This window comes from Shewanella sp. 6_MG-2023 (assembly GCF_030547195.1).
Lineage (GTDB): Bacteria > Pseudomonadota > Gammaproteobacteria > Enterobacterales > Shewanellaceae > Shewanella.
Window position 1 is genome coordinate 75669 of the sequence record NZ_JAUOQU010000009.1, and the last position, 22526, is coordinate 98194.

The 22526-nt window shown below is 39.8% G+C and carries 19 protein-coding genes; 11 read left to right on the forward strand and 8 right to left on the reverse strand.

The annotated features are described in order from the left end of the window. Positions 1-82 precede the first annotated feature (82 nt). The 4 genes from speB to speE are packed head-to-tail and all read right to left on the reverse strand — an operon-like array spanning position 83 to position 4846. A complete protein-coding gene (gene speB / locus Q4533_RS07440; RefSeq protein WP_102519666.1) occupies positions 83-1015 on the reverse strand; it encodes an agmatinase in 933 nt (310 codons plus the stop codon). A 30-nt stretch (positions 1016-1045) separates the two neighbouring features. After that, on the reverse strand, positions 1046-1975 hold the full coding sequence (locus Q4533_RS07445) for an adenosylmethionine decarboxylase (protein ID WP_102438261.1): 930 nt from the start codon (positions 1973-1975) through the stop codon (positions 1046-1048). Positions 1976-2025: 50 nt separating this feature from the next. Continuing rightward, positions 2026-3939: a biosynthetic arginine decarboxylase gene (speA, locus tag Q4533_RS07450; protein ID WP_303502525.1), complete on the reverse strand. Its 1914-nt coding sequence runs from the start codon at positions 3937-3939 to the stop codon at positions 2026-2028. Positions 3940-3967: 28 nt separating this feature from the next. Further along, positions 3968-4846 (reverse strand): polyamine aminopropyltransferase, encoded by an 879-nt coding sequence (gene speE, locus Q4533_RS07455; protein WP_198589280.1) that lies wholly within the window; start codon positions 4844-4846, stop codon positions 3968-3970. Positions 4847-5344: 498 nt separating this feature from the next. On the opposite strand from speE, the gene Q4533_RS07460 reads away from it, so the two are divergent. The 4 genes from Q4533_RS07460 to Q4533_RS07475 all read left to right on the forward strand — a co-directional run bounded on the left by Q4533_RS07460 (position 5345) and on the right by Q4533_RS07475 (position 8822). Further along, positions 5345-6178, forward strand: coding sequence for a S1 RNA-binding domain-containing protein (locus Q4533_RS07460; RefSeq protein ID WP_102438265.1), 834 nt, complete (start codon positions 5345-5347; stop codon positions 6176-6178). Between the two features lie 78 nt (positions 6179-6256). Beyond that, the gene (locus Q4533_RS07465; RefSeq protein WP_303502526.1) at positions 6257-6919 is read left to right on the forward strand and encodes a YceH family protein; all 663 of its coding nucleotides are present in this window, start codon (positions 6257-6259) and stop codon (positions 6917-6919) included. A 170-nt stretch (positions 6920-7089) separates the two neighbouring features. Then, positions 7090-7923: an ABC transporter permease subunit gene (locus Q4533_RS07470; protein ID WP_303502527.1), complete on the forward strand. Its 834-nt coding sequence runs from the start codon at positions 7090-7092 to the stop codon at positions 7921-7923. Then, entirely contained in the window at positions 7920-8822 is a 903-nt protein-coding gene (locus Q4533_RS07475) for an ABC transporter ATP-binding protein (protein ID WP_102438269.1), read from the forward strand. The genes Q4533_RS07470 and Q4533_RS07475 overlap by 4 nt, the downstream gene beginning before the upstream one ends. 698 nt (positions 8823-9520) lie before the next feature. Here Q4533_RS07475 and Q4533_RS07480 read toward each other — a convergent pair. From Q4533_RS07480 to Q4533_RS07490, 3 genes are all read right to left on the reverse strand, one after another. After that, complete coding sequence (locus Q4533_RS07480; RefSeq protein WP_012155714.1) at positions 9521-9727, reverse strand: cold-shock protein; 207 nt, start codon at positions 9725-9727, stop codon at positions 9521-9523. Positions 9728-10006: 279 nt separating this feature from the next. Next, positions 10007-10876: a 23S rRNA (guanine(745)-N(1))-methyltransferase gene (rlmA, locus tag Q4533_RS07485; protein WP_303502528.1), complete on the reverse strand. Its 870-nt coding sequence runs from the start codon at positions 10874-10876 to the stop codon at positions 10007-10009. A 198-nt stretch (positions 10877-11074) separates the two neighbouring features. Continuing rightward, the gene (locus Q4533_RS07490) at positions 11075-11914 is read right to left on the reverse strand and encodes a hypothetical protein (protein ID WP_102438273.1); all 840 of its coding nucleotides are present in this window, start codon (positions 11912-11914) and stop codon (positions 11075-11077) included. Positions 11915-12197: 283 nt separating this feature from the next. Here Q4533_RS07490 and sbcB point away from each other — a divergent pair, with 283 nt between their 5' ends. The 4 genes from sbcB (at position 12198) to Q4533_RS07510 (ending at position 15763) form a co-directional block, all read left to right on the forward strand. Further along, on the forward strand, positions 12198-13610 hold the full coding sequence (sbcB, locus tag Q4533_RS07495) for an exodeoxyribonuclease I (protein ID WP_303502529.1): 1413 nt from the start codon (positions 12198-12200) through the stop codon (positions 13608-13610). Positions 13611-13652: 42 nt separating this feature from the next. After that, on the forward strand, positions 13653-14543 hold the full coding sequence (gene cdd, locus Q4533_RS07500) for a cytidine deaminase (protein WP_102531167.1): 891 nt from the start codon (positions 13653-13655) through the stop codon (positions 14541-14543). Positions 14544-14781: 238 nt separating this feature from the next. Next, positions 14782-15405, forward strand: coding sequence for a LysE family translocator (locus Q4533_RS07505; protein WP_303502530.1), 624 nt, complete (start codon positions 14782-14784; stop codon positions 15403-15405). 46 nt (positions 15406-15451) lie between these two features. After that, positions 15452-15763: a putative quinol monooxygenase gene (locus Q4533_RS07510; RefSeq protein WP_303502531.1), complete on the forward strand. Its 312-nt coding sequence runs from the start codon at positions 15452-15454 to the stop codon at positions 15761-15763. 83 nt (positions 15764-15846) lie between these two features. On the opposite strand, the gene Q4533_RS07515 is transcribed toward Q4533_RS07510, so the two are convergent. Beyond that, a complete protein-coding gene (locus Q4533_RS07515) occupies positions 15847-17031 on the reverse strand; it encodes a GNAT family N-acetyltransferase (RefSeq protein ID WP_303502532.1) in 1185 nt (394 codons plus the stop codon). A gap of 89 nt (positions 17032-17120) precedes the next feature. Here Q4533_RS07515 and ggt point away from each other — a divergent pair, with 89 nt between their 5' ends. From ggt to Q4533_RS07530, 3 genes are all read left to right on the forward strand, one after another. Continuing rightward, positions 17121-18875: a gamma-glutamyltransferase gene (gene ggt, locus Q4533_RS07520; protein WP_303502533.1), complete on the forward strand. Its 1755-nt coding sequence runs from the start codon at positions 17121-17123 to the stop codon at positions 18873-18875. Between the two features lie 754 nt (positions 18876-19629). Further along, positions 19630-21246 (forward strand): methyl-accepting chemotaxis protein, encoded by a 1617-nt coding sequence (locus Q4533_RS07525; protein ID WP_102476217.1) that lies wholly within the window; start codon positions 19630-19632, stop codon positions 21244-21246. A gap of 68 nt (positions 21247-21314) precedes the next feature. Further along, positions 21315-22514 carry an outer membrane protein gene (locus Q4533_RS07530; RefSeq protein WP_102476216.1) on the forward strand — a complete coding sequence of 400 codons (1200 nt, stop codon included), beginning with the start codon at positions 21315-21317 and terminating at the stop codon, positions 22512-22514. Positions 22515-22526 lie beyond the last annotated feature (12 nt).

Here is a 22526-nt window from a genome sequence, read left to right on the forward strand (position 1 = left end):
CGATAAAAAAACCAACGATGAACGTTGGTTTTATAAAGGAGCATTTAAAGTGTTTAGTCGTTAATTTAAGACTAATTTGCGACTATTTTTTTACTAAACCTTTGCCTGCAGCCCAAACGTGGAGCATTTCCAGCCCTAAGGTTGCCCCAGCTAAAGCGGTAATATCAGCAGAATCATAGGCTGGTGCTACTTCAACTACGTCCATACCAACTATGTTCATGCCACGTAAGCCGCGGATGATCTTCATCGCTTTATCACTGGTTAAGCCACCACAAACTGGCGTACCAGTACCTGGCGCGTAAGCAGGATCTAAACAATCAATATCAAAGGTCACATAAAGCGGCATATCGCCCACTCTCGCTTTAATTTGTTCGACAATTTGTTCAGCAGTTAAATCATTGGCCTGTGCAGCATCAATCACTTTAAATAGATGATCGGCGGCATTAAATTCAGTACGAATACCAATCTGAATTGAATTTTCAGGCGCAATTAAACCTTCATTAGGCGCATGATAAAACATAGTGCCATGGTCGTATTTACTGCCTTGGCTATATGTATCGGTATGTGCATCAAAATGCAGCAAAGCCATTTTGCCGTACTTTTTATGATGAGCACGCAGCAGTGGTAAAGTCACAAAGTGATCGCCACCAAAACTGAGTAGTGCTTTATCTGCATCAAGAATACGGGTGGCAAACGCTTCTAAACGGCTGGTGAAATCTTCTTGATCGCCACAATCAAACACTAAGTCGCCAGCATCAACAATATTGATGGTTTCGCTTAAGCTGAAATCCCATGGCCAACGAGTTTCTTCCCACGCAAGGTTGACTGATGCACGGCGAATGGCTTCAGGGCCCATGCGGCCACCAGAGCGACCCGTGGTGGCCATATCGAAAGGCAAACCAATAACCACCACATCGGCATCGGTTTCAGTGGGTTTAAAATCTAATGGCTGACGTAAGTAGCCAAATGCATTTGAATACAAAGAGTAATCTGCTTTTTCAGCAAAAGTGCTCATAAAAATCTCCGTAATGGCTTAAGCCAATAACTACAAATATTCTGGGATCAACACTTCATGACAAAGCTGCTGATAATGACTGAAATCAATGGTATAGCCTTGCTCAGTAGCTAATGAGCAACTTCCTAAACATAGATGTTCAGGGAACCCCTGAGTATTTCTCGGGGAGTTAAAGCCAATCACATCCCAGCTACCAGGGTTGAGAATGCCCAATAACTTGCCATAAACATCAACAGGATAATCTGCAAGATTGAGATTCGTTTCAAAGCTCACATAGGAGCTTTTTTCTTGCGGGGTGATATGAATGGTGAAATAGGACTCATCTTTGATGCCATTGATGGAATAACCAAAAGGCTCAAATAAAAAGTCATCAATAATAAAATCAGGAAATAGCACCGACAATTCAAGCAAGTCACGAATACCCTGTGCAGACTGATCTACGCCACGTAAATAATTCGCTGCAGCGCCATTAATGTGATACATCAATAGTTCATTAGTGACGTCAGTTGTTGGCGCAATAAATGGCTTTTTAGTACTGAACAAATAATGATGATGCGAGTCTAAGTGACCAATGCGATAGGCATTTCCGGTTACTGTTTGACGAATTTTAGTCAAATCTTCTTTAAATGAACTTGATTGTAAATGCGACAAATACTCGTTTTTACGCTGGTAACTGGCAAAAGCAATTGCTTGCTCCCCAACGTGGTCGATAAATGACATAACCGCATCAGCAAGGGTTGTCGTGCCGCACGTTAGCATCACAAAGCGATCATCCCAAACAAATAAGCTCGACTCGCTAAGCAAGTAGGCGTCGCAATAATCATTACTCACTGAAGATAAAATTTCAGCATTGGCACAAGCAACGATACCAGCCCAAAAAGGCTGGCCCAAATGCCGTAATCTAACATTGGAGTCAGCAATGATGACTTCAATTTTCTTTTCTGAACCTTCAAAAAACATAAATTAAACCTAAAACAGCGGCGCGCATTATCCGCGCCGCAAAAACACTTTTACGAGAAATCTTCTAAATAGGTATAACCTTTTAGACCTAACTGTAACTCTTCCAAAATTGATGTTCTTTCATCTTCAGCAATATGCTGATTCACAAGCTCTTCATAGGTACGCATAAATGCAACTGCATCAAGATTGACATAACGCAGCACATCAGCAACGGTATCGCCAGCCAACACAGACTCAATATTAGGTAAGCCATTGTCTTCTACACGCACAACCGCAGAATTGGTATCACCAAATAAGTTATGCATATCACCTAAAATTTCTTGATAAGCACCGACCATGAAAAAGCCAATCAAATATGGACTTTCAGCTGACCATGCAGGCACAGGTAACGTCGTTTCAATGCCTTGGCCATCAACATATTGATCAACAATACCGTCTGAATCACAGGTAATATCAAGCATGACCGCGCGTCTTTCAGGTGGCTTATCTAAACCGCTTAACGGCAATATTGGGAACACCTGATCAATCCCCCAAGCATCTGGAATTGATTGAAATAATGAAAAGTTAACAAAGAACTTATCTGCTAATTTTTCATTCAACTCATCAATAATAGGGCGATGGAAACGGTTATTATTACTTAATAAGCTTTTAAGTGCATGACAAACACGTAAATTGGTTTGCTCAGCCCAAGCGCGCTGCATTAAGGTCAATTGACCCATTGAGAATAATGAATGCGCTTCAGCAATATCACTTTGCGTATCATGATAAATTTCGATAATGGCGCGGCTATCTGGGCGCTCACTCATATCCGTCCATGACATCCACATGTTGTGCAGTAACTGCGGCGCACTCTCTTCAGGCGGAAGGATCTCTTCAGGATAGTATGACTCGGTGCCAATCACATCAGTAATTAACACGGCATGATGCGCGGTTAAATGGCGACCTGATTCTGAAATAATTCGTGGCATAGGTTGGTCGTACTCATTACAAATATCGGTTAACACATTAACGATATTGTTAGCGTACTCAGCTAAGCCGTAATTCATCGAGTTATTACTTTGGCTTCGGGTACCATCATAATCTACGGCTAAACCACCACCGACATCGAAAGTATCAATCAAGGCGCCCATTTCACGTAATTCACAATAAAAACGTGCGGCTTCACTCACACCTTGGCGAATATCGCGAATATTGGCAATTTGCGAACCTAAGTGGAAATGGATAAGTTGCAATGATTCCATCTTATCGACGCGCTTTAACTCATTGAGCACTTTTAGTACTTGAGCTGCAGATAAACCAAATTTGGATTTTTCGCCGCCACTGGCTTGCCACTTGCCTTTACCTTGGAAAGCTAAACGGGTACGTAAACCTAAACGTGGTGTCACTCCAAGTTTTGCTGACTCTTCGAGAATTAGTTTAAGCTCTGAATACTTCTCAATGACGATATAAACTTTATGACCTAGCTTTTCACCAATTAAGGCTAAGCGAACATACTCTTTATCTTTATAGCCGTTACAAACAATAACTGAGCTGGCTTTTTGCGCCATCGCCAGTACCGCCATTAATTCAGGTTTACTACCTGCTTCAAGGCCAAGTTGTGGCACTTCTTTAGACTTTTGACTGGCAAGAATTTCTTCAACTACGGTTTGCTGTTGATTCACTTTGATCGGATAAACTAATAAATAGTCATTCTGATACTCGTATTTTTGTATAGCGGCATTAAACGCATCACATAAGTTTTCAACTCGGCGATGCAAAATTTGCGGAAAACGCACTAATACAGGTAACGACACCCCAGCTTTAACCATATCTTTGGCGAGTTCATTTAAGCCAATGGTACAGTTTTGTTTGGATGGATCTGGAGTAACAGTCACTTCGCCATCATCTGCAATACCAAAATACTGCTGGCTCCAATGAGTCACGTTATAGCTTGCACGTGCATTTTCGATAGACCAATCTTTCATATTTTTTATTCCGTCTATATCAAGCAAATTATGCAGTGGTTACTTGCGCACTTTTGACTGCATTTTCTACAAAAGCTGGCAATGCAAAACTTGCCATATGAAGAGCAGGCGTATAATAACGAGTATTAATGTTTGCCGTCTCGAACCGTTGGGTTAATGTTGCTAAATCTTGCTGTCTGGCACACACATTATCGGTAGCCCACGCAAATGCCATGGTGCCACCAATATAAGTCGGTACTGCTGCAGTGTAAAACCAGCAGTCTTTTACATAAGGGCTCATTCTACGAACCGTATCTTGTATTTCTTCAGGCTGTAAAAAAGCCACACCGTTTTGGGCCACAAAAATCCCCTGCTCAGTTAAGCAGCGTTTACAATTTTCATAAAATGGTGAACTAAACAGTACTTCACCAGGCCCCACCGGATCAGTGCAATCAGAGATAATCACATCAAACTTGTCTTGGCACTGGGCAATAAAATGCATGCCATCATCAATGACCAAGTTTACTCTTGGGTCTTCAAACGCACCTTGAGAATGCTGCGGGAAATAGGTTTTACACATCTCAACCACATTAGCATCGATCTCAACCATAGTAACCTGCTCAATCGCGCTATGTTTAAGCACTTGCCTTAGCATACCGCCATCGCCGCCACCAATAATGAGTACTCGTTTGGCTTTACCATGGGCAATAATAGGTACATGAGTCATCATTTCATGATAAACAAATTCATCTTTTTCAGTGGTTTGAATCGCACCATTTAACGCCATAACACGGCCAAATGTTTTATTTTCAAAAATACTTAAATGCCACTGCTGTGTTTTTTGTTCAAACAAAACCTGCTCAACCTCAAAATACTGACCATAGCCAGCGTGCAATGTTTCGTAATAAATATCTGATTTGTTTATCATGTTATAAAAGTCCAACGTGGTTATTTTTGTAATAACACCACGTAGAAATAAGTGAGCAAAAAGAGTCATACAAAGCGACCAAAACGATGTGGTCATGAACGACTCAGTTAATAGCAAACAATCAAGCCTCAATACCTGCTGTGCGCTAGCCATAAACATAGCAAACAGTCTCACGGTTATGACACAACAGAAACTTGAAAAGTGCAAATAAAAAAGCGGCGCAATTAAACCCTGCTAACCGGTTAAATGCAAGCAAGAAAAATCCATTTTAATATAAAAATATCTTAATATTTAGCCACTGCAAATTGATGATGTTTTTTTTGTTAAATAACAAAAACTTACTAACCAATAGCAATAGCATGTTATCTGACAGTATAGATGATCGTCATCACCTAAAATTAACTTCAATGAGTTTGTTTAGAAACCCAAGTTACAAGCAAGCTGATTGCGTATATAATCAAACTGTTTTTTCATAACCTAAGTTAACCAGAGTCGCGAATGATACAGATCGGAAAGAAATACTCCCTAGAGGTCGTTAAACAAGTTAATTTTGGCGTTTACCTAAATGCTGAAGAACTTGGGCAAGTGCTGTTACCCAATAAATTTGCCCCTAAAGGCTGTCAAGTCGGCGATATGGTAGATGTTTTTCTTTATCTCGATTCTGAAGATATTGTTATTGCGACCACCCAAACACCTTATGCACAAGTGGGTGAATTTGCTTATTTAGAGGCCATTGCTACTGGTCCTTTTGGCGCATTTTTAGATTGGGGCTTAGATAAAGATTTATTACTGCCTTTTGGTGAGCAGCATCGACACATTGAAGAAGGTAAGTCATACCTAGTTTATGTTCATGCCAATAGAGCCGATGAACGCATTATGGCATCAGCAAAAGTCGATAAGTTTTTAGACAAGACACCTGCTGAATATCAAGTGGGTGAAGAAGTTGACTTAATCATTGGTGGCACCACTGATTTAGGTTTCAAAGCCATTATTAATAATGCCCATTGGGGCGTGCTTTATCAAAATGAAGTATTCCAACGCCTAAGCTTTGGTCAATCAATCAAAGGCTATATCAAGCTAGTTCGTGAAGATGGCAAAGTGGATTTAATTTTACAAAAAGACAGCCAACAAAGCTTTGATAAAAATGCTGAAACCATTATTAATAAACTGCACCGCGCAGGTGGTTTTTTACCATTAAATGACAAAACTGATTCAGCGATTATTTACGAGCAACTCGCCATGAGCAAAAAAGCCTTCAAACGCAGCATTGGCGGTTTATTCAAAGCGAAACAAATTAGCATTGAAGCTGACGGCATTAGATTACTTAAATAGCTGCCTAAATAGCCAAATTATTTGATAAAAAGCATGGTTCTGTTATAACAAACCATGCTTTTTTATTTGGAGTAATTTATGGAACTTAGCAATCTGGAAGCCCGCATTATTGGCTGTTTATTAGAAAAAGAAATTACTACCCCTGAGCAATACCCGCTTTCAATCAATTCAATTACCCTTGCCTGTAACCAAAAAAGTAGTCGTGAACCCGTCATGGCATTAAGCGAGACTGAAGTACAAACCATTATTGATGATTTAGCCAAGAAGCGACTTATCAGTGAGCAGTCAGGTTTTGGCAGTCGAGTGGTAAAATACAAGCATCGTTTTTGTAATACCGAGTTCAGTGACTTACAGCTTAGTAGTGATCAACTTGCAGTGATAATTGTGATGCTGCTACGTGGGCCACAAACGCCCGGTGAGCTCAAAACCCGCTGTAATCGACTACATGCTTTTGAAACGCCTCAGCAAGTCGAATCCACATTACAAGCGCTAGCCAGCCGTGAAGAGCCGTTAATCGTCCAATTGCCCCGCGAAGCTGGCCGTCGTGATAATCGTTACGCACAATTATTTTCTGATAAGCAATACCTTGAACAAGGCACAACATCATTCGATGCCAGTGTTGCAAGCACGCCATCATCAGCAGCAGATAAACAAGCCTTAGCCGCTAGAGTGGAGCAACTTGAAACCCAAGTCAGTGAGTTAACTCAGCGCCTTCAAGAACTCGAGCAATTATTAAACTAACACTGTTAATAAATAAGCATCTACACTCAAGCCACTTTTTATACTGCGTGCTCAGCAAACAACACTGTTGAGCACAGCTTGCCGGTAATTTAACAAAAATTAATCTGATAAATAGTAGCGATAAAGTATGATGACTAAAATATTATTGTATTTGCAAGGATTGATACTAAATGGATTCAACTCAAAGACCTTCAGCAATACGCCAATTATGGCTCATTGCCTCCTATGAGGTCAGTAAACGTTTTACCAATACCAAAGGCATTGCAGCATTAATCGCCTTTTCCTTGATCTGGGCGATTATCCTTTTATACCCAGTTAATAGTGCCTCTAGCTACCTACTCGAACCCGCAACCAAAGACTTGGTCCAAGGTCTATACGGCCCTGGCACCTTAGATCAATTATTTAATTGGTCTGTGGCTGAATTTGCAGTGTTTTGGTGTATTGCTTTATATCTGTTTCCTTTTTTCAGTATTTTCATTACTGCAGATCAATTTAGTTCTGATAAACAAAGAGGATCATTCCGATTTTTAAGCCTCAGAGTCAGTAGAGACAGTATTTTCTTTGGCCGTTTTTTAGGGCAAATGCTTATTCAATCAAGCCTATTACTACTGACCATTATCGCCACTCTTGTGATGGTAATAAGTCGTGATGCCAGTTTACTTGGCGATGCAGTAATTAGCGGCTTTGCGGTATTCTTGAGTATCACTATCGTCCTTTTACCCTATACCGCAGTGATGGCAGTGTTATCTTGGTACGCCAACTCTGCCAGAATGGCCAGCATTTATGCGGTAATCCTTTGGGCACTCAGCGGTATCGTCATAGCCATTATTAATAGTCAGCTACCTGCAGTTTCGTTCATTAGCTGGGTATTGCCGGGTTCACAGTTATCTTTAATGATTAATACTCAGGGTATTGGCTCGCTTATTTACGCCCCGATCCCAATCATTCAAGCCATAGTTATCCTTGCACTTGGCCGAATTTACATGCAAAGGAGTGCACTATGAAGTTAATTACCTGTACTAATATTTCTAAGCAATATGGCAATAAAGTGGCGCTATCTAATATCAATCTGTCACTTGATGCTGGTGCGCCTATCGCGCTTGTAGGCCCTAATGGCGCCGGCAAAACTACCCTTTTTAGCTTACTTTGTGGTTTTATTCATCCCAGTAATGGTGAAATAAGCATTTTTGGGGAAAAGCCAGGCAGTGCTAAATTACAAAATATTGTCTCAGCTTTACCACAAGACGCCGCGTTAGACCCCAACTTTAGTATAGTGTCGCAACTTACTTTTTTTGGTAAATTACAAGGTATGTCAGGTAAGAAAGCTAAGCAAGAAGCACTTAGAGTGCTTGAATTAGTTGACTTAACTAGCTCAGCGCAAATGTTACCTAAAAGCCTCAGTCATGGAATGAGTAAACGAGTTTCGATCGCTCAAGCGCTGATAGGTTCGCCTAAACTGGTGTTACTTGATGAACCCACTGCAGGGCTTGATCCTGTTAACGCAAAAAAAATCCGTCAAATAGTAAAAGACTTATCAGTAGAAACGACTTTTGTTATTAGCTCCCATAATTTAGAAGAGCTTGAAAAACTGTGCGATCAAGTTGTCTATTTAGAGAACGGTCAGCTACAACAATCGGTGTCAATGAAAGCTGATGCTGAAACCGCCTTTTTAACCTTGACGATGCAGCAAGCAGACATTAGTGCACTAAGTGATAAGGTGCGTTTACTGCCTAATATCCTCAATGTGAAAATTAACAACGATGAGCAAATAATTATTGAGCACCGTATAGATGTAAGCTTTAGCTTAGAGTTGTCATTACTAACATTATTTACCGAGCAAGGATGGCAATATAAAGCAATGATGAAAGGACGAAGCTTAGAAGAAACACTGTTTTCAAATTAAGCAGCATTAAGTTGATTAAATCTAACAAACCCAGCAATTATTGCTGGGTTTTAATTTTTAAAAACAATTAACAAAAACGTGACCCCCGTCACACCTAGCACCCTCAATAATTTCAAATCGCTCTTAATCTGCACTTGCTCCCAAAATAAAAATGTCGATTTTTTAACTGTAAAAACAACATTGAACGATGACTTTATCTGCTTAGTAAACCTGATAGAAGCGTATACATTTTGCAATTAGCTAAATCAAATCAACATAAGAAAACATACAGCTGAAACTGGCTGACTAGGACAAATCAGCAAATTGTAGATTTCCATAGGTGGCTATAACGCCCAAAATCCAAGGTTCAAATAACGAAAATAGAGTGAGAAACAGACTGGGAAAACACTAAGAAATCGGCAGTAACGAAATAGCAATCACAGTAAATAAATAGTAAAAGTATTTCAGATGCAGATAAAAGCGAGGCAAAAAATGGAGTGGATTGATGCTTCTAAGCTGATGGAATGCAACTAAAGAGAGAGTCACCAAATCAACATCTAAACTAGCAGAGCATACTGCAACAACAAGGGTTAAAACAACTTATCAACCTAAGTTATTGAAATAAAGGTATTTAAACAAAGGATAGTTAAAAAAAGCAAAAAAAAACTGTAGTCAAAGACTACAGCTTTATTAATTATACTAGCCGAAGCTAGAAATAATTAAACTACAGTAACGTTCTCAGCTTGAGGACCTTTTTGTCCTTGAGTAACAGTGAACTGTACTTTTTGACCTTCGTCAAGAGTTTTGAAACCGTCTGAGTTGATAGCACGGAAGTGAACGAATACGTCTGGACCAGACTCTTGCTCGATAAATCCGAAACCTTTATCAGAGTTGAACCACTTAACAACACCAGTAACTTGAGACATGATATAAATCCTGTATATATAAATTAAAGCCTTAACGGCAGTAGAGCTGAAAATGCCGGTTTTACTTATGTTCACAGGACGAAACTGGTCGTATTGAAACACATAAACTAAGCCCAACCTTCAAGCCCGATAGATTATGAACCTTTTTGCGGGTATGTCAACTAAATCGCTATATAATTTGATATAGATGCTACAACAACAATATTCAGTGCTCGGACTAACAAAATTCACAACTAAATATCAGATTCAAATAGTAAAATACCAGTTCTATATGACAAATCAATTACGGATGTGAATTTCGATACTAAAGTCTAACTCGCAGCTAAGCCCTTGATTTGAAATTTCAGCCTTTTGCTCAGCTGTTAATTTCCATGCATAGGGAGTCATATTCAAAAAGTTTTCAATATCAACGACTTTAGATAACTCAAGCCGATACTGTAATCGATCCTGATGTAAGCAGCTAAAGCCCTCAATCTGCGCTTTGGCTTCATCATGGGGTTTGGGCTCACTGTAAATAATTTTTTTCATTGCAAAATGGTGCATTGGCCCAGGTGCTACGGTAATTAAAATAGCCCCTTTTTTAAGTACCCGTTGCAACTCTTCTACTTTTGACGGTGCATAAATACGAATAGCCAAATCAAACGCTGACGCTGAAAACGGCATCTCATAAGCGCTAGCAACACAAAAGTCCATTTGTGGATAACGTTTAGAGGCGTAACGTATCGCAGACTTTGAGATATCTAACCCTTGTAAGTGACATGTTTGTTCAACATTGGCTTTTGGGGCGGTATCAAGCGAATTATTGCTTGCATTTAAGGCGCTATTTTCATTTAAAGCGCTATGAAGCCTGTTACTGTAATACCCCTCACCACAACCGATATCAAGCACGCATTGTGCATTAGCAGCATACTTAACCGCGAGCTGATTCACTTTCTCACTGAGCTTTTCATAATAGCCTTGGTTCAGAAATTCTCGGCGCGCTAGCATCATGTCTTTATTATCACCGGGGTCTTTGGAGTTTTTCTTCTGCACTGGAAGCAGGTTCACATAGCCCTCTTTAGCGCAATCAAATTGATGACGATTTTGACAATGCCATGATTTTTGGTGCAGTGATAACTCTGTTTGGCAGATTGGACAAATATATTGCATGACATAACTCTATAGAAATGAAAAAGGTGATTAAGTTGAATTCTAGCTTGTGATTTAAGTTATATTTAGAGATTAGTTAAGACTACAACTAATATAAATAGCACCGAAAACTCAAAAATAGTCTCGGTTACTTACAATGCAGTTACTTACAATGCAGTTACTTACAAATAGTGTCGATTGATCCGCTGTAGCAAATAACTACTCATGTTCTTCAGTTAATTTATCAACCATTTGGCTAACATCCGCCGGAGCAAGCAAGCTAAAGCATTCAAGTTTACGCTGAAGATCTTCAACATTTTTTGATAACTCATTGGCTGCAGTAGCAAAATTAGTGCGCTGCTGCGATTGACTATAAGTTCTGAGTAACCAGCGGTGTTTATGACTGAGTAGATTATCTAACTTTATCAGCTGAGCGGCAATCACTGCGTTAACCTTATTATGCTCTGATGACAAATAAGCGGTTATTTCAGCTCGCACTTGTTCGATCTCACTCATATTTATCGCAATGGTTGCCGGCGCGTCTTCATAGTTAAAGCTGCGGGCTAATATCGCCCTTGCATGCATTAATGCTTTAGGTTCTTGATTAAGTCTAAAATCATCTTCAAGTTTAATGGCATCACCAAGCTGCCCTTTTACCTTAATTTGTAGAGCTTCAGCAAATGAAAAGACTAATGTGGTTCCCTGCCTTAACATGGTCGCGGATTTTTTCGGTGCGACACCTGAGCGAGTATACAAACGAAAGCCTTGGCCTACGCCACGTTTTAGCTGGCTAATGAGATTGTGATCATTATCTACAATCGTATTGACTTGCTCTTGAACAGACACCTTAAAAAGTGGCTGACAAGTTAAAATGATAGTCGCACCTTGCAGCACATTCGCATTATTAAACTTCAGCTCTTTTACTATGACCTCAGCAATAGGCTGGCTCAATGCCGGTAATATCGCAAAATCACTTACTTCATCAGGTAGGCTAAGATGTAAAGTCTGATGCTGATCCACTTCATATTTAACGGGCTGACTTAATAAATGGTTATACATGTACTTACCTCTGATTTTTTTAAATTGTAACCAGCAAAATGATTTGCGTCACCAATTAATACTTAAGCCTATAAAATTAAGTGCTTTTTACATAATTCAGCTTTAATGACAAAGCGGTTTTTATACCATCAACAAGGTTTAATAATTTGCTCAAACGTCCCTTAAACCAGCAAAAATGCTCGATGCTAGAGTTAAAATCCAGCCAAACAAGTTACCACAGGTAAACATTCGTAATTAACAGTGCTAAGATGGCAAAACATGAGTTATAGGACAATAGTTAATTATGGCAAGCGCTTTACAACCTACTCTCTTCTGGCACGATTACGAAACCTTCGGGGTAAGCCCAGCAAAAGATCGCCCTTCTCAGTTTGCAGGCATCCGTAGTGATTATGATTTAAACATCATTGGTGAGCCTGAAAACTTTTATTGCAAGCAAGCAACTGATTATCTTCCTAAACCAGAAGCAATACTTGTTACAGGGATCACGCCGCAATTAGCCAATTTAAAAGGCATGGTTGAATCAGAGTTTATGGGGCGCATTAATACCATTTTCAGCCAGCCCAATACCTGTGTCGTTGGCTACAACTCACTAAGATTTGATGATGAAGTTAGCCGTTATGGTTTTTACCGTAATTTCATTGACCCTTATGCCCGTGAATGGCAAAACGGCAACACTCGCTGGGATATCATTGATTTAGTCAGAGCCTGTTATGCCTTTAGACCAGAAGGCATCAACTGGCCATTAAAAGAAGATGGCTCGCCAAGCTTTAAATTAGAACAGTTAACCCAAGCTAATGGCTTAAGTCATGAACAAGCTCATGATGCTATGAGTGATGTTTACGCCACCATTGCCATTGCAAAACTCATCAAAGAGAAACAACCTAAGTTATATGATTATTACTTTAACCTTCGTAATAAAAATAAAGTTGCCGAATTAATCCAAGGCGACTTTATGCAGCCTTTGGTACATGTGAGTTCTAAAATCAGTGCAGCTAAAGGATGTGTCACTTTAATCGCGCCTGTTGCGCCGCATCCATCCAATAAAAACGCCATGATTTGTATTAATTTGGCAATGGATATTAGCCCACTGATCGACTTATCGGTAGAAGATATCGTCGAGCGCATGTATACCTCACGTGCCGATTTAGCCCCAGATGAATTACCGATCCCGTTAAAGCAAATCCACGTCAATAAATGTCCATTTATTGGTACGCCTAAGTTACTCACTGAAGAAGTGGCAGCAAGGCACCAATTTGATATGGACTTTGCCCGTCAGCAATACAAACTGTTCAAACAGCACCCTGAGCTACGAGAAAAAATGCAGGCGGTATTCGAGGCGAATAATCACCCTGCAGCGACAGATCCTGATTTAATGCTTTATAGCGGCGGTTTTTTTAGCCGCGCCGATAAAGCCAAAATGGAAATGATCCGCAATACCAAAGCCGAAAACTTAGCCGCGCTTAATCTAGAATTTGACGATCCCCGCATTGAGCAGATGCTATTTCGCTATCGTGGCCGTAATTACCCAGAAACATTAAGCCACGATGAGTCATTAAGATGGCGAGAGTTTTGCCAACAACGTTTATCAGATGCCGATTATGTGATTAATCTCGAAAACTTGTTGGAAGAAACCAGCGACAATGAACATAAGCAGAAATTACTAAAAGCACTGTGCATGTATTTACAAGCCTTATAACGCAAGCTTTTAGTCATTAATCATTTTATAAAGGAATTGGTCATGCAAAATCGCTTTATTGATAGCATCACCCAACTACCCAAGCCACTGGCAAGCGCATTAATACCATTACTTAATGACGATTTTTGTGGCCATATTGATGCAAGCCAATTAGCTCAGCTCGTCACAGCATCGCAAATAGATGAAGAGCAATTACTACTGAGCTTGTTGCCAATTGCTGCCGCCCTCGCCAAGCCAAGTATTAGTGAATTTTATGTCGGCGCAATCGCCAAGGGTGAAAGTGGTGATATCTATATGGGAGCCAATTTTGAATTAGCTTCTGAAGCTCTATTTCATACCGTCCATGCCGAGCAAAGCGCGATAAGCCATGCATGGCTCAATGGCGAGCAAAAAATTATTGATATTGTTGTCAACTTTACCCCTTGTGGTCATTGTCGTCAGTTTATCAATGAATTGGTCGACGGCATTGGTATTAAAATTCACTTGCCAGGTCAGCAATCACAGTTACTTAGTCATTATTTACCCTATGCCTTTGGCCCTGCTGATTTGCAGGTGACAAAACCTTTATTATCAAAAAGTAACATTGAGTTTAGTTTAAACTCTGATGATCCCATGATAATTGAAGCCATAGATCAAGCAGGCCTAAGCTATGCGCCTTATACCAATAATTATGCTGCAGTGGTACTAGAAACCAAAGACGGCAAAACCTATTGTGGACGTTATGCTGAAAATGCGGCATTCAACCCATCTATGATGCCAATGCAAATGGCGCTATCTAATTTAATTCGCCATAACCGTGAATACAGTGATATCAACCGCGTTGTGCTCATTGAGTCATCAAAGGGCAAGATAAGCTTAGTCAATGCGTCTATGGATACCTTGCAAGCGGTGTGCGCCATAGAACTTGAACATATCGTGGTTGACCCAAGTTAACTTATTAAATCTAAGTGACTAAATCTAAGTGACTAAATTTAAGTGACTAAATTTAAACCACTATATTTAAGCCACTCAATTTTAAAAATAGCATTGAATACAATCCATCGGCACCTTTGCTATGGGTTGTATTCAAATAGCAATAAATTAAAACACAGCCACATTTACACTCACATCTTAAAGCCTTACACTCTGCTCTTCCTTACTCGCTTGTTTCTTTAATGACATTAGAACCTTCATGCCAGATTTTACCGTATTAGCTGTATTTATTCCCACTTTCTTTTTTGTATCGATCACTCCCGGTATGTGTATGACACTGGCAATGACCTTAGGTATGAGCATTGGCGTTAAACGCACCCTTTGGATGATGCTAGGTGAGCTTATTGGCGTGGCATTGGTGGCTATTGCGGCGGTGATGGGCGTGGCTAGCGTGATGCTAAACTACCCTGATATATTTGCAGTCTTAAAATGGTTGGGCGGCGCTTATCTTGCTTATATTGGCATTAATATGTGCCGTTCAAAAGGAAAAATGGCCATTATCGAAGGCCAGCAAACAGATACTAGCATCAGTAATTCCGCATTAATGTCACAAGGTTTTATAACCGCTATTGCCAACCCTAAGGGCTGGGCTTTTATGATTTCACTGCTGCCCCCTTTTATTAATGTAGACCAAGCTGTTGGAACGCAACTTTTCTGGTTATTGTCGATTATCATGCTCACAGAATCAGCTTCGATGTTAGCTTACGCCAGTGGAGGAAAGAGCTTGAGACTTTTTCTATCTCGTGGGGATAATATTAAATTAATGAATCGCATAGCGGGCAGTTTAATGGTCGGTGTTGGCTTATGGTTGGCCTTGGGATAATCTTATAAAACAGATAAGTACAAGACCTACGAACATGAGTAATGACATGAGCAATGCTATAAGTAATAGCATGAATAAAGTCAGCTTAACAGGCTATATACTAGTCCCTGAGGCTGAATTAAAAGCGGTGACTGAAGCACTTAAGGTGCATAGCCAACTCACAAAACAAGAACCTGGCTGCTTATCATTTTCAGTCACACAAGATGCAAGCAACCCTGTTAAGTTTTACGTCTCTGAAACCTTCAAAAACCAACAAGCTTTTGATCACCACCAGCAAAGAACAAGTCATTCTAACTGGGCCCTTGTGAGTAAAAATGTCAGCCGTCACTATCAATTCAATAGCCTCATCAAGGATTAAATAGCGGCTTGCAAAGCAGTCATTCAATATCCGTTGATAAAAAGCACACCATTTGGCTTAGTTTGTCAAAGCTAGCCAAAACGCTATTTATAAGGCGAACTTTCAGCTAACTGCTGTATGTATTGCTTTATGTGCCGTTGCTCCTGCAGGCAATAATCTTCGATAGCATTGCTAAAGCCTTGATGAGTAAGGTTATGATTAGAATAAGTTTCAATGGGGACAAAACCTCTGGCCACTTTGTGCTCACCTTGCGCCCCAGCATCAAACACCATAAGCCCGTTCGCTATGGCGTACTCAATACCTTGGTAATAACAGGTTTCAAAGTGTAAGCCGTCAATAAATTGTAAGCAGCCCCAGTAGCGGCCATATAAATGCGTATCAGTGGCAAAGTATAATGCAGAAGCGATTAATTGTGCCGGCTGGTGCGTTGTTGCATCTGACGCTTTTGTCACTAACAGCAACTTAATACTTGCGCCCATAGTCTTAGCGATTTGATAAAAAAACTCAGCAGATAAATAACCGCCATGACCTGAGCGTTTTAAATAGGTTTGTTGATAACAAGCAATAAAGCCTTGCCATTGCGCAGCGCTGGCTTTATCGCCATCAATAAACTCAAAATCCAAATTGTGCCTAGCTAAAGCCTTGCGCTCTTTAATGATATTTTTGCGTTTACGTGACACTAATTGCAGCAAAAAATCATCAAAGTGCTGATAGCTATGATTATGCCAATGAAACTGAGTGCCTAGCCTTGAAATATTATCTTGAGCTAAATTCAAATAATCAGCCTTGGGTAAAAACAAACAATGCCAAGAAGAGTAATACCCTTGCCCAAGTGTCTGATTTAGAAATTCACTCACTGCAGCGATGATCTCGGCTTTGTTTAAACTTGATTGACAGCAATCAAACCCAATACGCTCACCACTTACTGGTGTAAATGGCACCGCTAGCACTAACTTTGGGTAATAGCTTAAGTCATTACGCTCATAAGCCTCAGCCCACGCCCAATCAAACACGTACTCTCCCCAAGAGTGAGATTTTTCGTAACAAGGCGCAATAGCAACAATAACACCTGCTTGCTTTACCACAATATGTTTGGGCAACCAGCCCGATTGCTCTGAAACACATTGGCTTTGCTCTAATGCATTAAGGTAATCAAATGAAGTAAAGGGGTTTTGATCTGAAAAAATACGTTGCCACTCAGCTTTAGTAATAACAGACACCGAATCATAAAAGCCAATATTCAAGTCAATAGTGTGTGTGATAGACATATTCCCTTAAAAAGCACAGTTACATATTGTGTATTAGATCATAGTTATGGCACATTGCAACACATGATTAAAATTATAAAGGATTGAAAATGAGTTTCTTTTCAAAACTAAAACCGATCGTCATATCAACAAGTATTGCGCTGACGTTGAGCATATCATCTTTTACTTCCCTACAACTGCATGCTGCAAATGAACAATCGATTTATAGCCGTTCTGATACTTCACAACCAATTTGGGCCAAACATGGCATGGTTGCCAGCCAAGAATCACTTGCAACCCGCATTGGTGTCGATATTCTCAAACAAGGTGGTAATGCTGTTGATGCTGCTGTCGCGGTAGGGTTTGCATTAGCGGTCACCTTACCTAGAGCCGGTAATATTGGCGGTGGCGGCTTTATGTTAGTTCATCTTGAAAAAGAAGATAAAACCATTGCTATCGACTACCGCGAAACCGCGCCAGCAAAAGCCCACAAAGATATATTTTTAAATGAACAAGGTGATGTAGTAAAAAAACTTAGCCGTGAACATGGTTTAGCGGTTGGCGTGCCAGGCACTGTGATGGGGTTTGAACTTGCGCTAAACAAGTATGGCACCATGAGTATGAGCGAAGTCGTTAAACCTGCTATTGAACTTGCGCAAAAAGGCATTTTAATTAATTCAGACTTAGTAGATTCACTTGATGGATTAAAACGCCGTATTTCACAATGGCCAAGTTCTGCCAAAATATTTTATAAAAGTAATGGCGACAGTTTTGCCGTTAACGACACCTTAGTGCAAAAAGATTTAGCTCATTCATTATCATTAATTGCTAAGCATGGCAGTAAAGGCTTTTATCAAGGCGAAACCGCTGAGAAAATTGTGGCTGCGATTCAAGCTGCTGGCGGAATAATGAGCATGAATGATTTGAAAAACTATCAAGTCATTGAAAGAACACCTGTAACAGGCGAATACCGCGGCTATAAAGTGGTATCCATGCCACCCCCTTCTTCTGGTGGTATTCATATCATTGAAATGCTTAATGTACTCGAGCACTATCCTATTGAAGAGTTGGGTCACAATACTGCACAAACACTGCATTTAATGACGGAAACCATGAAGCATGCCTATGCTGACAGAAGTGAGTATTTGGGCGATCCTGATTTTCATAACGTGCCGACAGATAAACTCACTAGTCAAAAGTATGCTGATTCAATCGCTAAACAAATTGCCTATAACAAAGCCACGCCTAGTGCCGAAATTAAGCCCGGTGATTTATCCGTTTACGAAAGTAATCAAACCACTCATTACTCTGTGGTCGATAAATGGGGCAATGCTGTATCAAATACCTATACCCTAAACTTCAGTTATGGTTCTGGGCTGGTTGCTGCAGGTACCGGCATTTTACTTAACAATGAAATGGATGACTTTTCCGCAAAACCCGGTATTCCCAATGCCTATGGCTTAATCGGCGGTGAAGCCAATGCAATTGATGCTCATAAAAGGCCACTAAGCTCAATGAGTCCAACGATTGTGATGAAAGACGGTAAACCATTTTTGGTGACAGGCAGCCCTGGTGGTTCACGAATTATCACCACCACATTGCAAGTAATCATGAATGTCATTGACCATAAACTCAATATTGCAGAAGCCACTGCCGCAGCGCGAATTCACCATCAATGGCTGCCTGATTACATTGGTGTTGAAACCAGTTTAAATAACGATACGGTGACTTTACTGGAAGCCAAAGGCCATCAAGTTAAAACCAGTAGCGCAATGGGCAGCACTCAATCCATAGTGATAACCGACAAGGGGTTGTTTGGCGCATCTGATCCACGACGAGCAGGTTCAGAAACCCTAGGGCACTAAAAATAAACCTCAAACATCTGCATTAACTATTTATGGACAATCAGCTACAACATAAATAGTTAATGCGCCTTTGTAGCGCTAACATTCATTGTGCTTATTATTTAAACACCGCTATAAACAATAAAATCACTCAAGCTTTGTAGATTAAGCCTGCCGCTATTTTTCATATATCCCAGCAATCCTCCTAACTTTCTACTAATGATGATGTTCAAACTTATGCAATTACAGCTCTATTTATACGCAAGATTGTATTATCAACTTAAAACCCAAACGCAATGTTAATAATAAGTTAACCCAACAACAAAAACTAATTAAATTCCACTTCTTCGCAGCAGATTTTTATATCAATATTTTAACAACTCAAAAAAACATTAAATAAAACTTAAGTATTTGAACATTACTGCCGATATTGTAACAACAAGAACAGACTTAAACATCGTAGCAACTATAATAACCACAAGGTAACAATTTTTATTTATAGTTCAATATCCGTTATAGGTAATTTTAAGCAAATGATGGATGCCACAGCTCTAAGGTGGCAATAAGTCAATATGAAAGGCATTAATTTTAAATACTAAAAACGTTTTACAACTTGAGAAAATGAAGTTATCGCACACAAGCAATAGCGATTTGCAATCAAAGATAACAAAAAGTAAAAGTTTCATTTTTAATATCAGCTATTTACAACAGCCAATCATTATATAACCGAAACTTTAATGACTCACCTTTAGCTAGATAAGTAGGATTATTCGAAATGAAATTAAATAGCTTAAAAATAAAGCATCGGATCGCGTTATTAACCATTGTCGCAATATTTTCATTTATTATCTCGATATTAATTAACAATCAAAGCGTGCAACAAAATGCGCAACGGTTAAATGATCTTCAGTCTCAACTATATCCTGCGTTAAATTTAGCCACTATTAACGAAGGCCTGTTACTTCAATTGGAACAAAATATACAAACAGCGGTAACCACTGGCGAAGAAGAAAGCTTAGAGACTGCCGCCAATATGGTCAAACAAGTTATCAGCAACTTAGACGCAATTAAAAGCTTACTGCCTGCTGAGTCATTTGACGCTAATAATATGCAAAATGATTTATCACTGTATTTTGATAATGCACAACTTTTGGTCGCTGAGTTTTTAAAAAGTGATGTTGATTTTAATAAAATCACCATACAAGCGGCAGCCAATGCCAAACGCTATGAGCAACTTGTTGAAAAATTTAGTCAGAAACACTTAACTTTTTCTCAGCAGTTTGAATCAAGCATTGATACTACGCTGGCCAGTTCAGATACAGCAGCCAGTTCAATGCTTGCTATCGGTATCATTGCATCGATGTTTCTGATTGTGGTTGGTTTATTAGTTAACCGCTCAATCATTGTTACCCTTGAAAGTGTTACTCAGTCACTGCGTAATATTTCTGAAGGTGAAGGTGATTTACGCTCAAGAGTTGATTACCAAGGTAAAGATGAAATTGCAGATTTAGTCCATTGGTTTAACCAATTTGTTTCAAAATTACAGCTCAGCATTGCTGATACCAAGCAAACTACTGACAGTTTAGGGCTCGCTTCACAAACATTACTCAATAGCTGTAAAAATAGTGAACAAACAGTCAATGAGCAAAATCAATCTGTCGAACAAATATCCCATGCGATGAGAGAAATGTTCGTTAGCGTGGCCCACATTGCCGAATATGCCGCCAATGCTGCATCGGAAGCTGATAATGCCAATGAAGAAGCTTTACAAGGTCAGCAAGTGGTCAGTAAAGCCATTACTACCATTAACCAGCTCTCTGAAGAAGTCAGAACAACCTCCGTTGTGGTCAATCAACTTGAAGCCTTTACCAGTAATGTGAATGACATCTTGGATACTATCCGCGGGATTGCAGATCAAACTAATTTACTGGCACTAAATGCGGCGATTGAAGCAGCAAGAGCCGGCGAACAAGGCCGAGGCTTTGCCGTTGTCGCAGATGAAGTTAGAACGCTTGCTTCACGCACTCAAGCCTCAACACAAGAAATTCAACAAGTATTGCAAGAGCTTCGCTCTACTTCAACACAAGCGGTTGATGCAATGCAGCGTGGAATAGAAACCGCAGAAGAAGGCGTAAAAACCACTTCACTAGCAGGAGATGCATTAATCAATATCACTAATAAAGTCAGTGCTATATCCATAGTTAATGACCAAATTGCCGCGGCCACTGAAGAGCAACACAACACTTCAGAACTCATTCAACAATATGTCGCAGATATTGAAACCAATGCCGCTAAAGTAAAAATTACCACGGATGAAATGGGCGGGATTAGTCATGATATTGAAGGGGTTAGCCAACAGCTTCAATCCATTACAGGTCAATTTAAAGTCTAATAATTAGAAATATAAAGGTAGAAAATCACACTATTTCTGCCTTAAGAATAATAACCAGGAGTAACACTATGAGTTTTAATTTGAAAGCGCTACCTTTAGCAATTTCAGTCGCAATGCTACCAGCACTTGCAGTGGCCAATGACGCTACCGATGAAAAATTAGCCAAACTTGAACAACAAGTTAAATCATTACAAGCAAATCAAACTGCCAATTTGACCGAACGCTTCAAATTCAACGGATTTATGACGGGCGCTTTCATCACTTCCGATAACAACGCAGGTTATGCCGGAGCAACCACTTCAGCTAACTTCAATGAAGGCAGCAAATTTGGTTTACAAGGTACGTTTGCAATTACAGATCAGACTCAAGCTGTTATGCAGTTGATGATGAGAGGCGAAAATGATTGGGATGTAGAAGCTGAATGGGCTTATATCTCTCATCGCTTTGAAAATAATATCCAAGCTCGTGCAGGTAAATTACGTATACCACTGTATATGTACTCAGATTATCTTGATGTTGGTTATGCCCAGCCATTTGTACGTCCACCATCAGATGTATACGACCCAGTGCCATTTACCTCCTATACAGGTGGAGATGTTAGCTACGATGTTGAATTTGATGATTCAACAATGACCATTCAAGCTTTTGGTGGACAATCTGAAGCTGCTGGCGTTGACATGAAAAATATTTTAGGTGTCAATGTTACTTGGACTGATGAAACTTGGACTCTACGAGGCTTATACGGTGAAGCAATTTTAGACGGTGATGTTAAGCGTCAAATTACACAAGAACTAATGCCAAATACCGAGATCGATGTCACTGTTACGCTACTAGAAATAGATCGAGAAAAAGGCACTTTCGCGGGCGTTGGCGCTAGTTACGATAATGGATCTTTCTTAGCCATTACAGAGTTAACACGCATCGAAGTGGATGGCGCTTATCCTGATTCTGATTCAGGTTACTTAACCTTGGGTTACCGTATCAATGACTTCACACCTTATGTAACAGCTTCTTTCTTCGAAACTAAAGATAACGATAGCAGAACTATTATTGATGAGGCTTCAGCAATTCAAGCCGCAATTTTTAATGGCCAAAGAAAGTCATACAGTGCAGGCCTACGTTGGGATGCACTTGATAATTTAGCCATAAAATTCGACGTCACATACTCTAATGATTTTGGCGAAACATCTGGTGGATTAGAGACTAACATAGCAAAAGAATTTGATGATACTACCGTGTATACCGTTCAATTTGACGCAGTATTTTAATTAGGAGTGATG

Bases quoted from the DNA above. Each gene is read 5' to 3' on its own strand.
- speB (WP_102519666.1), bottom strand. From the start codon at position 1,015: ATGAGCACTTTTGCTGAAAAAGCAGATTACTCTTTGTATTCAAATGCA.
- Q4533_RS07445 (WP_102438261.1), bottom strand. From the start codon at position 1,975: ATGTTTTTTGAAGGTTCAGAAAAGAAAATTGAAGTCATCATTGCTGAC.
- speA (WP_303502525.1), bottom strand. From the start codon at position 3,939: ATGAAAGATTGGTCTATCGAAAATGCACGTGCAAGCTATAACGTGACT.
- speE (WP_198589280.1), bottom strand. From the start codon at position 4,846: ATGATAAACAAATCAGATATTTATTACGAAACATTGCACGCTGGCTAT.
- Q4533_RS07460 (WP_102438265.1), top strand. From the start codon at position 5,345: ATGATACAGATCGGAAAGAAATACTCCCTAGAGGTCGTTAAACAAGTT.
- Q4533_RS07465 (WP_303502526.1), top strand. From the start codon at position 6,257: ATGGAACTTAGCAATCTGGAAGCCCGCATTATTGGCTGTTTATTAGAA.
- Q4533_RS07470 (WP_303502527.1), top strand. From the start codon at position 7,090: ATGGATTCAACTCAAAGACCTTCAGCAATACGCCAATTATGGCTCATT.
- Q4533_RS07475 (WP_102438269.1), top strand. From the start codon at position 7,920: ATGAAGTTAATTACCTGTACTAATATTTCTAAGCAATATGGCAATAAA.
- Q4533_RS07480 (WP_012155714.1), bottom strand. From the start codon at position 9,727: ATGTCTCAAGTTACTGGTGTTGTTAAGTGGTTCAACTCTGATAAAGGT.
- rlmA (WP_303502528.1), bottom strand. From the start codon at position 10,876: ATGCAATATATTTGTCCAATCTGCCAAACAGAGTTATCACTGCACCAA.
- Q4533_RS07490 (WP_102438273.1), bottom strand. From the start codon at position 11,914: ATGTATAACCATTTATTAAGTCAGCCCGTTAAATATGAAGTGGATCAG.
- sbcB (WP_303502529.1), top strand. From the start codon at position 12,198: ATGGCAAGCGCTTTACAACCTACTCTCTTCTGGCACGATTACGAAACC.
- cdd (WP_102531167.1), top strand. From the start codon at position 13,653: ATGCAAAATCGCTTTATTGATAGCATCACCCAACTACCCAAGCCACTG.
- Q4533_RS07505 (WP_303502530.1), top strand. From the start codon at position 14,782: ATGCCAGATTTTACCGTATTAGCTGTATTTATTCCCACTTTCTTTTTT.
- Q4533_RS07510 (WP_303502531.1), top strand. From the start codon at position 15,452: ATGAGCAATGCTATAAGTAATAGCATGAATAAAGTCAGCTTAACAGGC.
- Q4533_RS07515 (WP_303502532.1), bottom strand. From the start codon at position 17,031: ATGTCTATCACACACACTATTGACTTGAATATTGGCTTTTATGATTCG.
- ggt (WP_303502533.1), top strand. From the start codon at position 17,121: ATGAGTTTCTTTTCAAAACTAAAACCGATCGTCATATCAACAAGTATT.
- Q4533_RS07525 (WP_102476217.1), top strand. From the start codon at position 19,630: ATGAAATTAAATAGCTTAAAAATAAAGCATCGGATCGCGTTATTAACC.
- Q4533_RS07530 (WP_102476216.1), top strand. From the start codon at position 21,315: ATGAGTTTTAATTTGAAAGCGCTACCTTTAGCAATTTCAGTCGCAATG.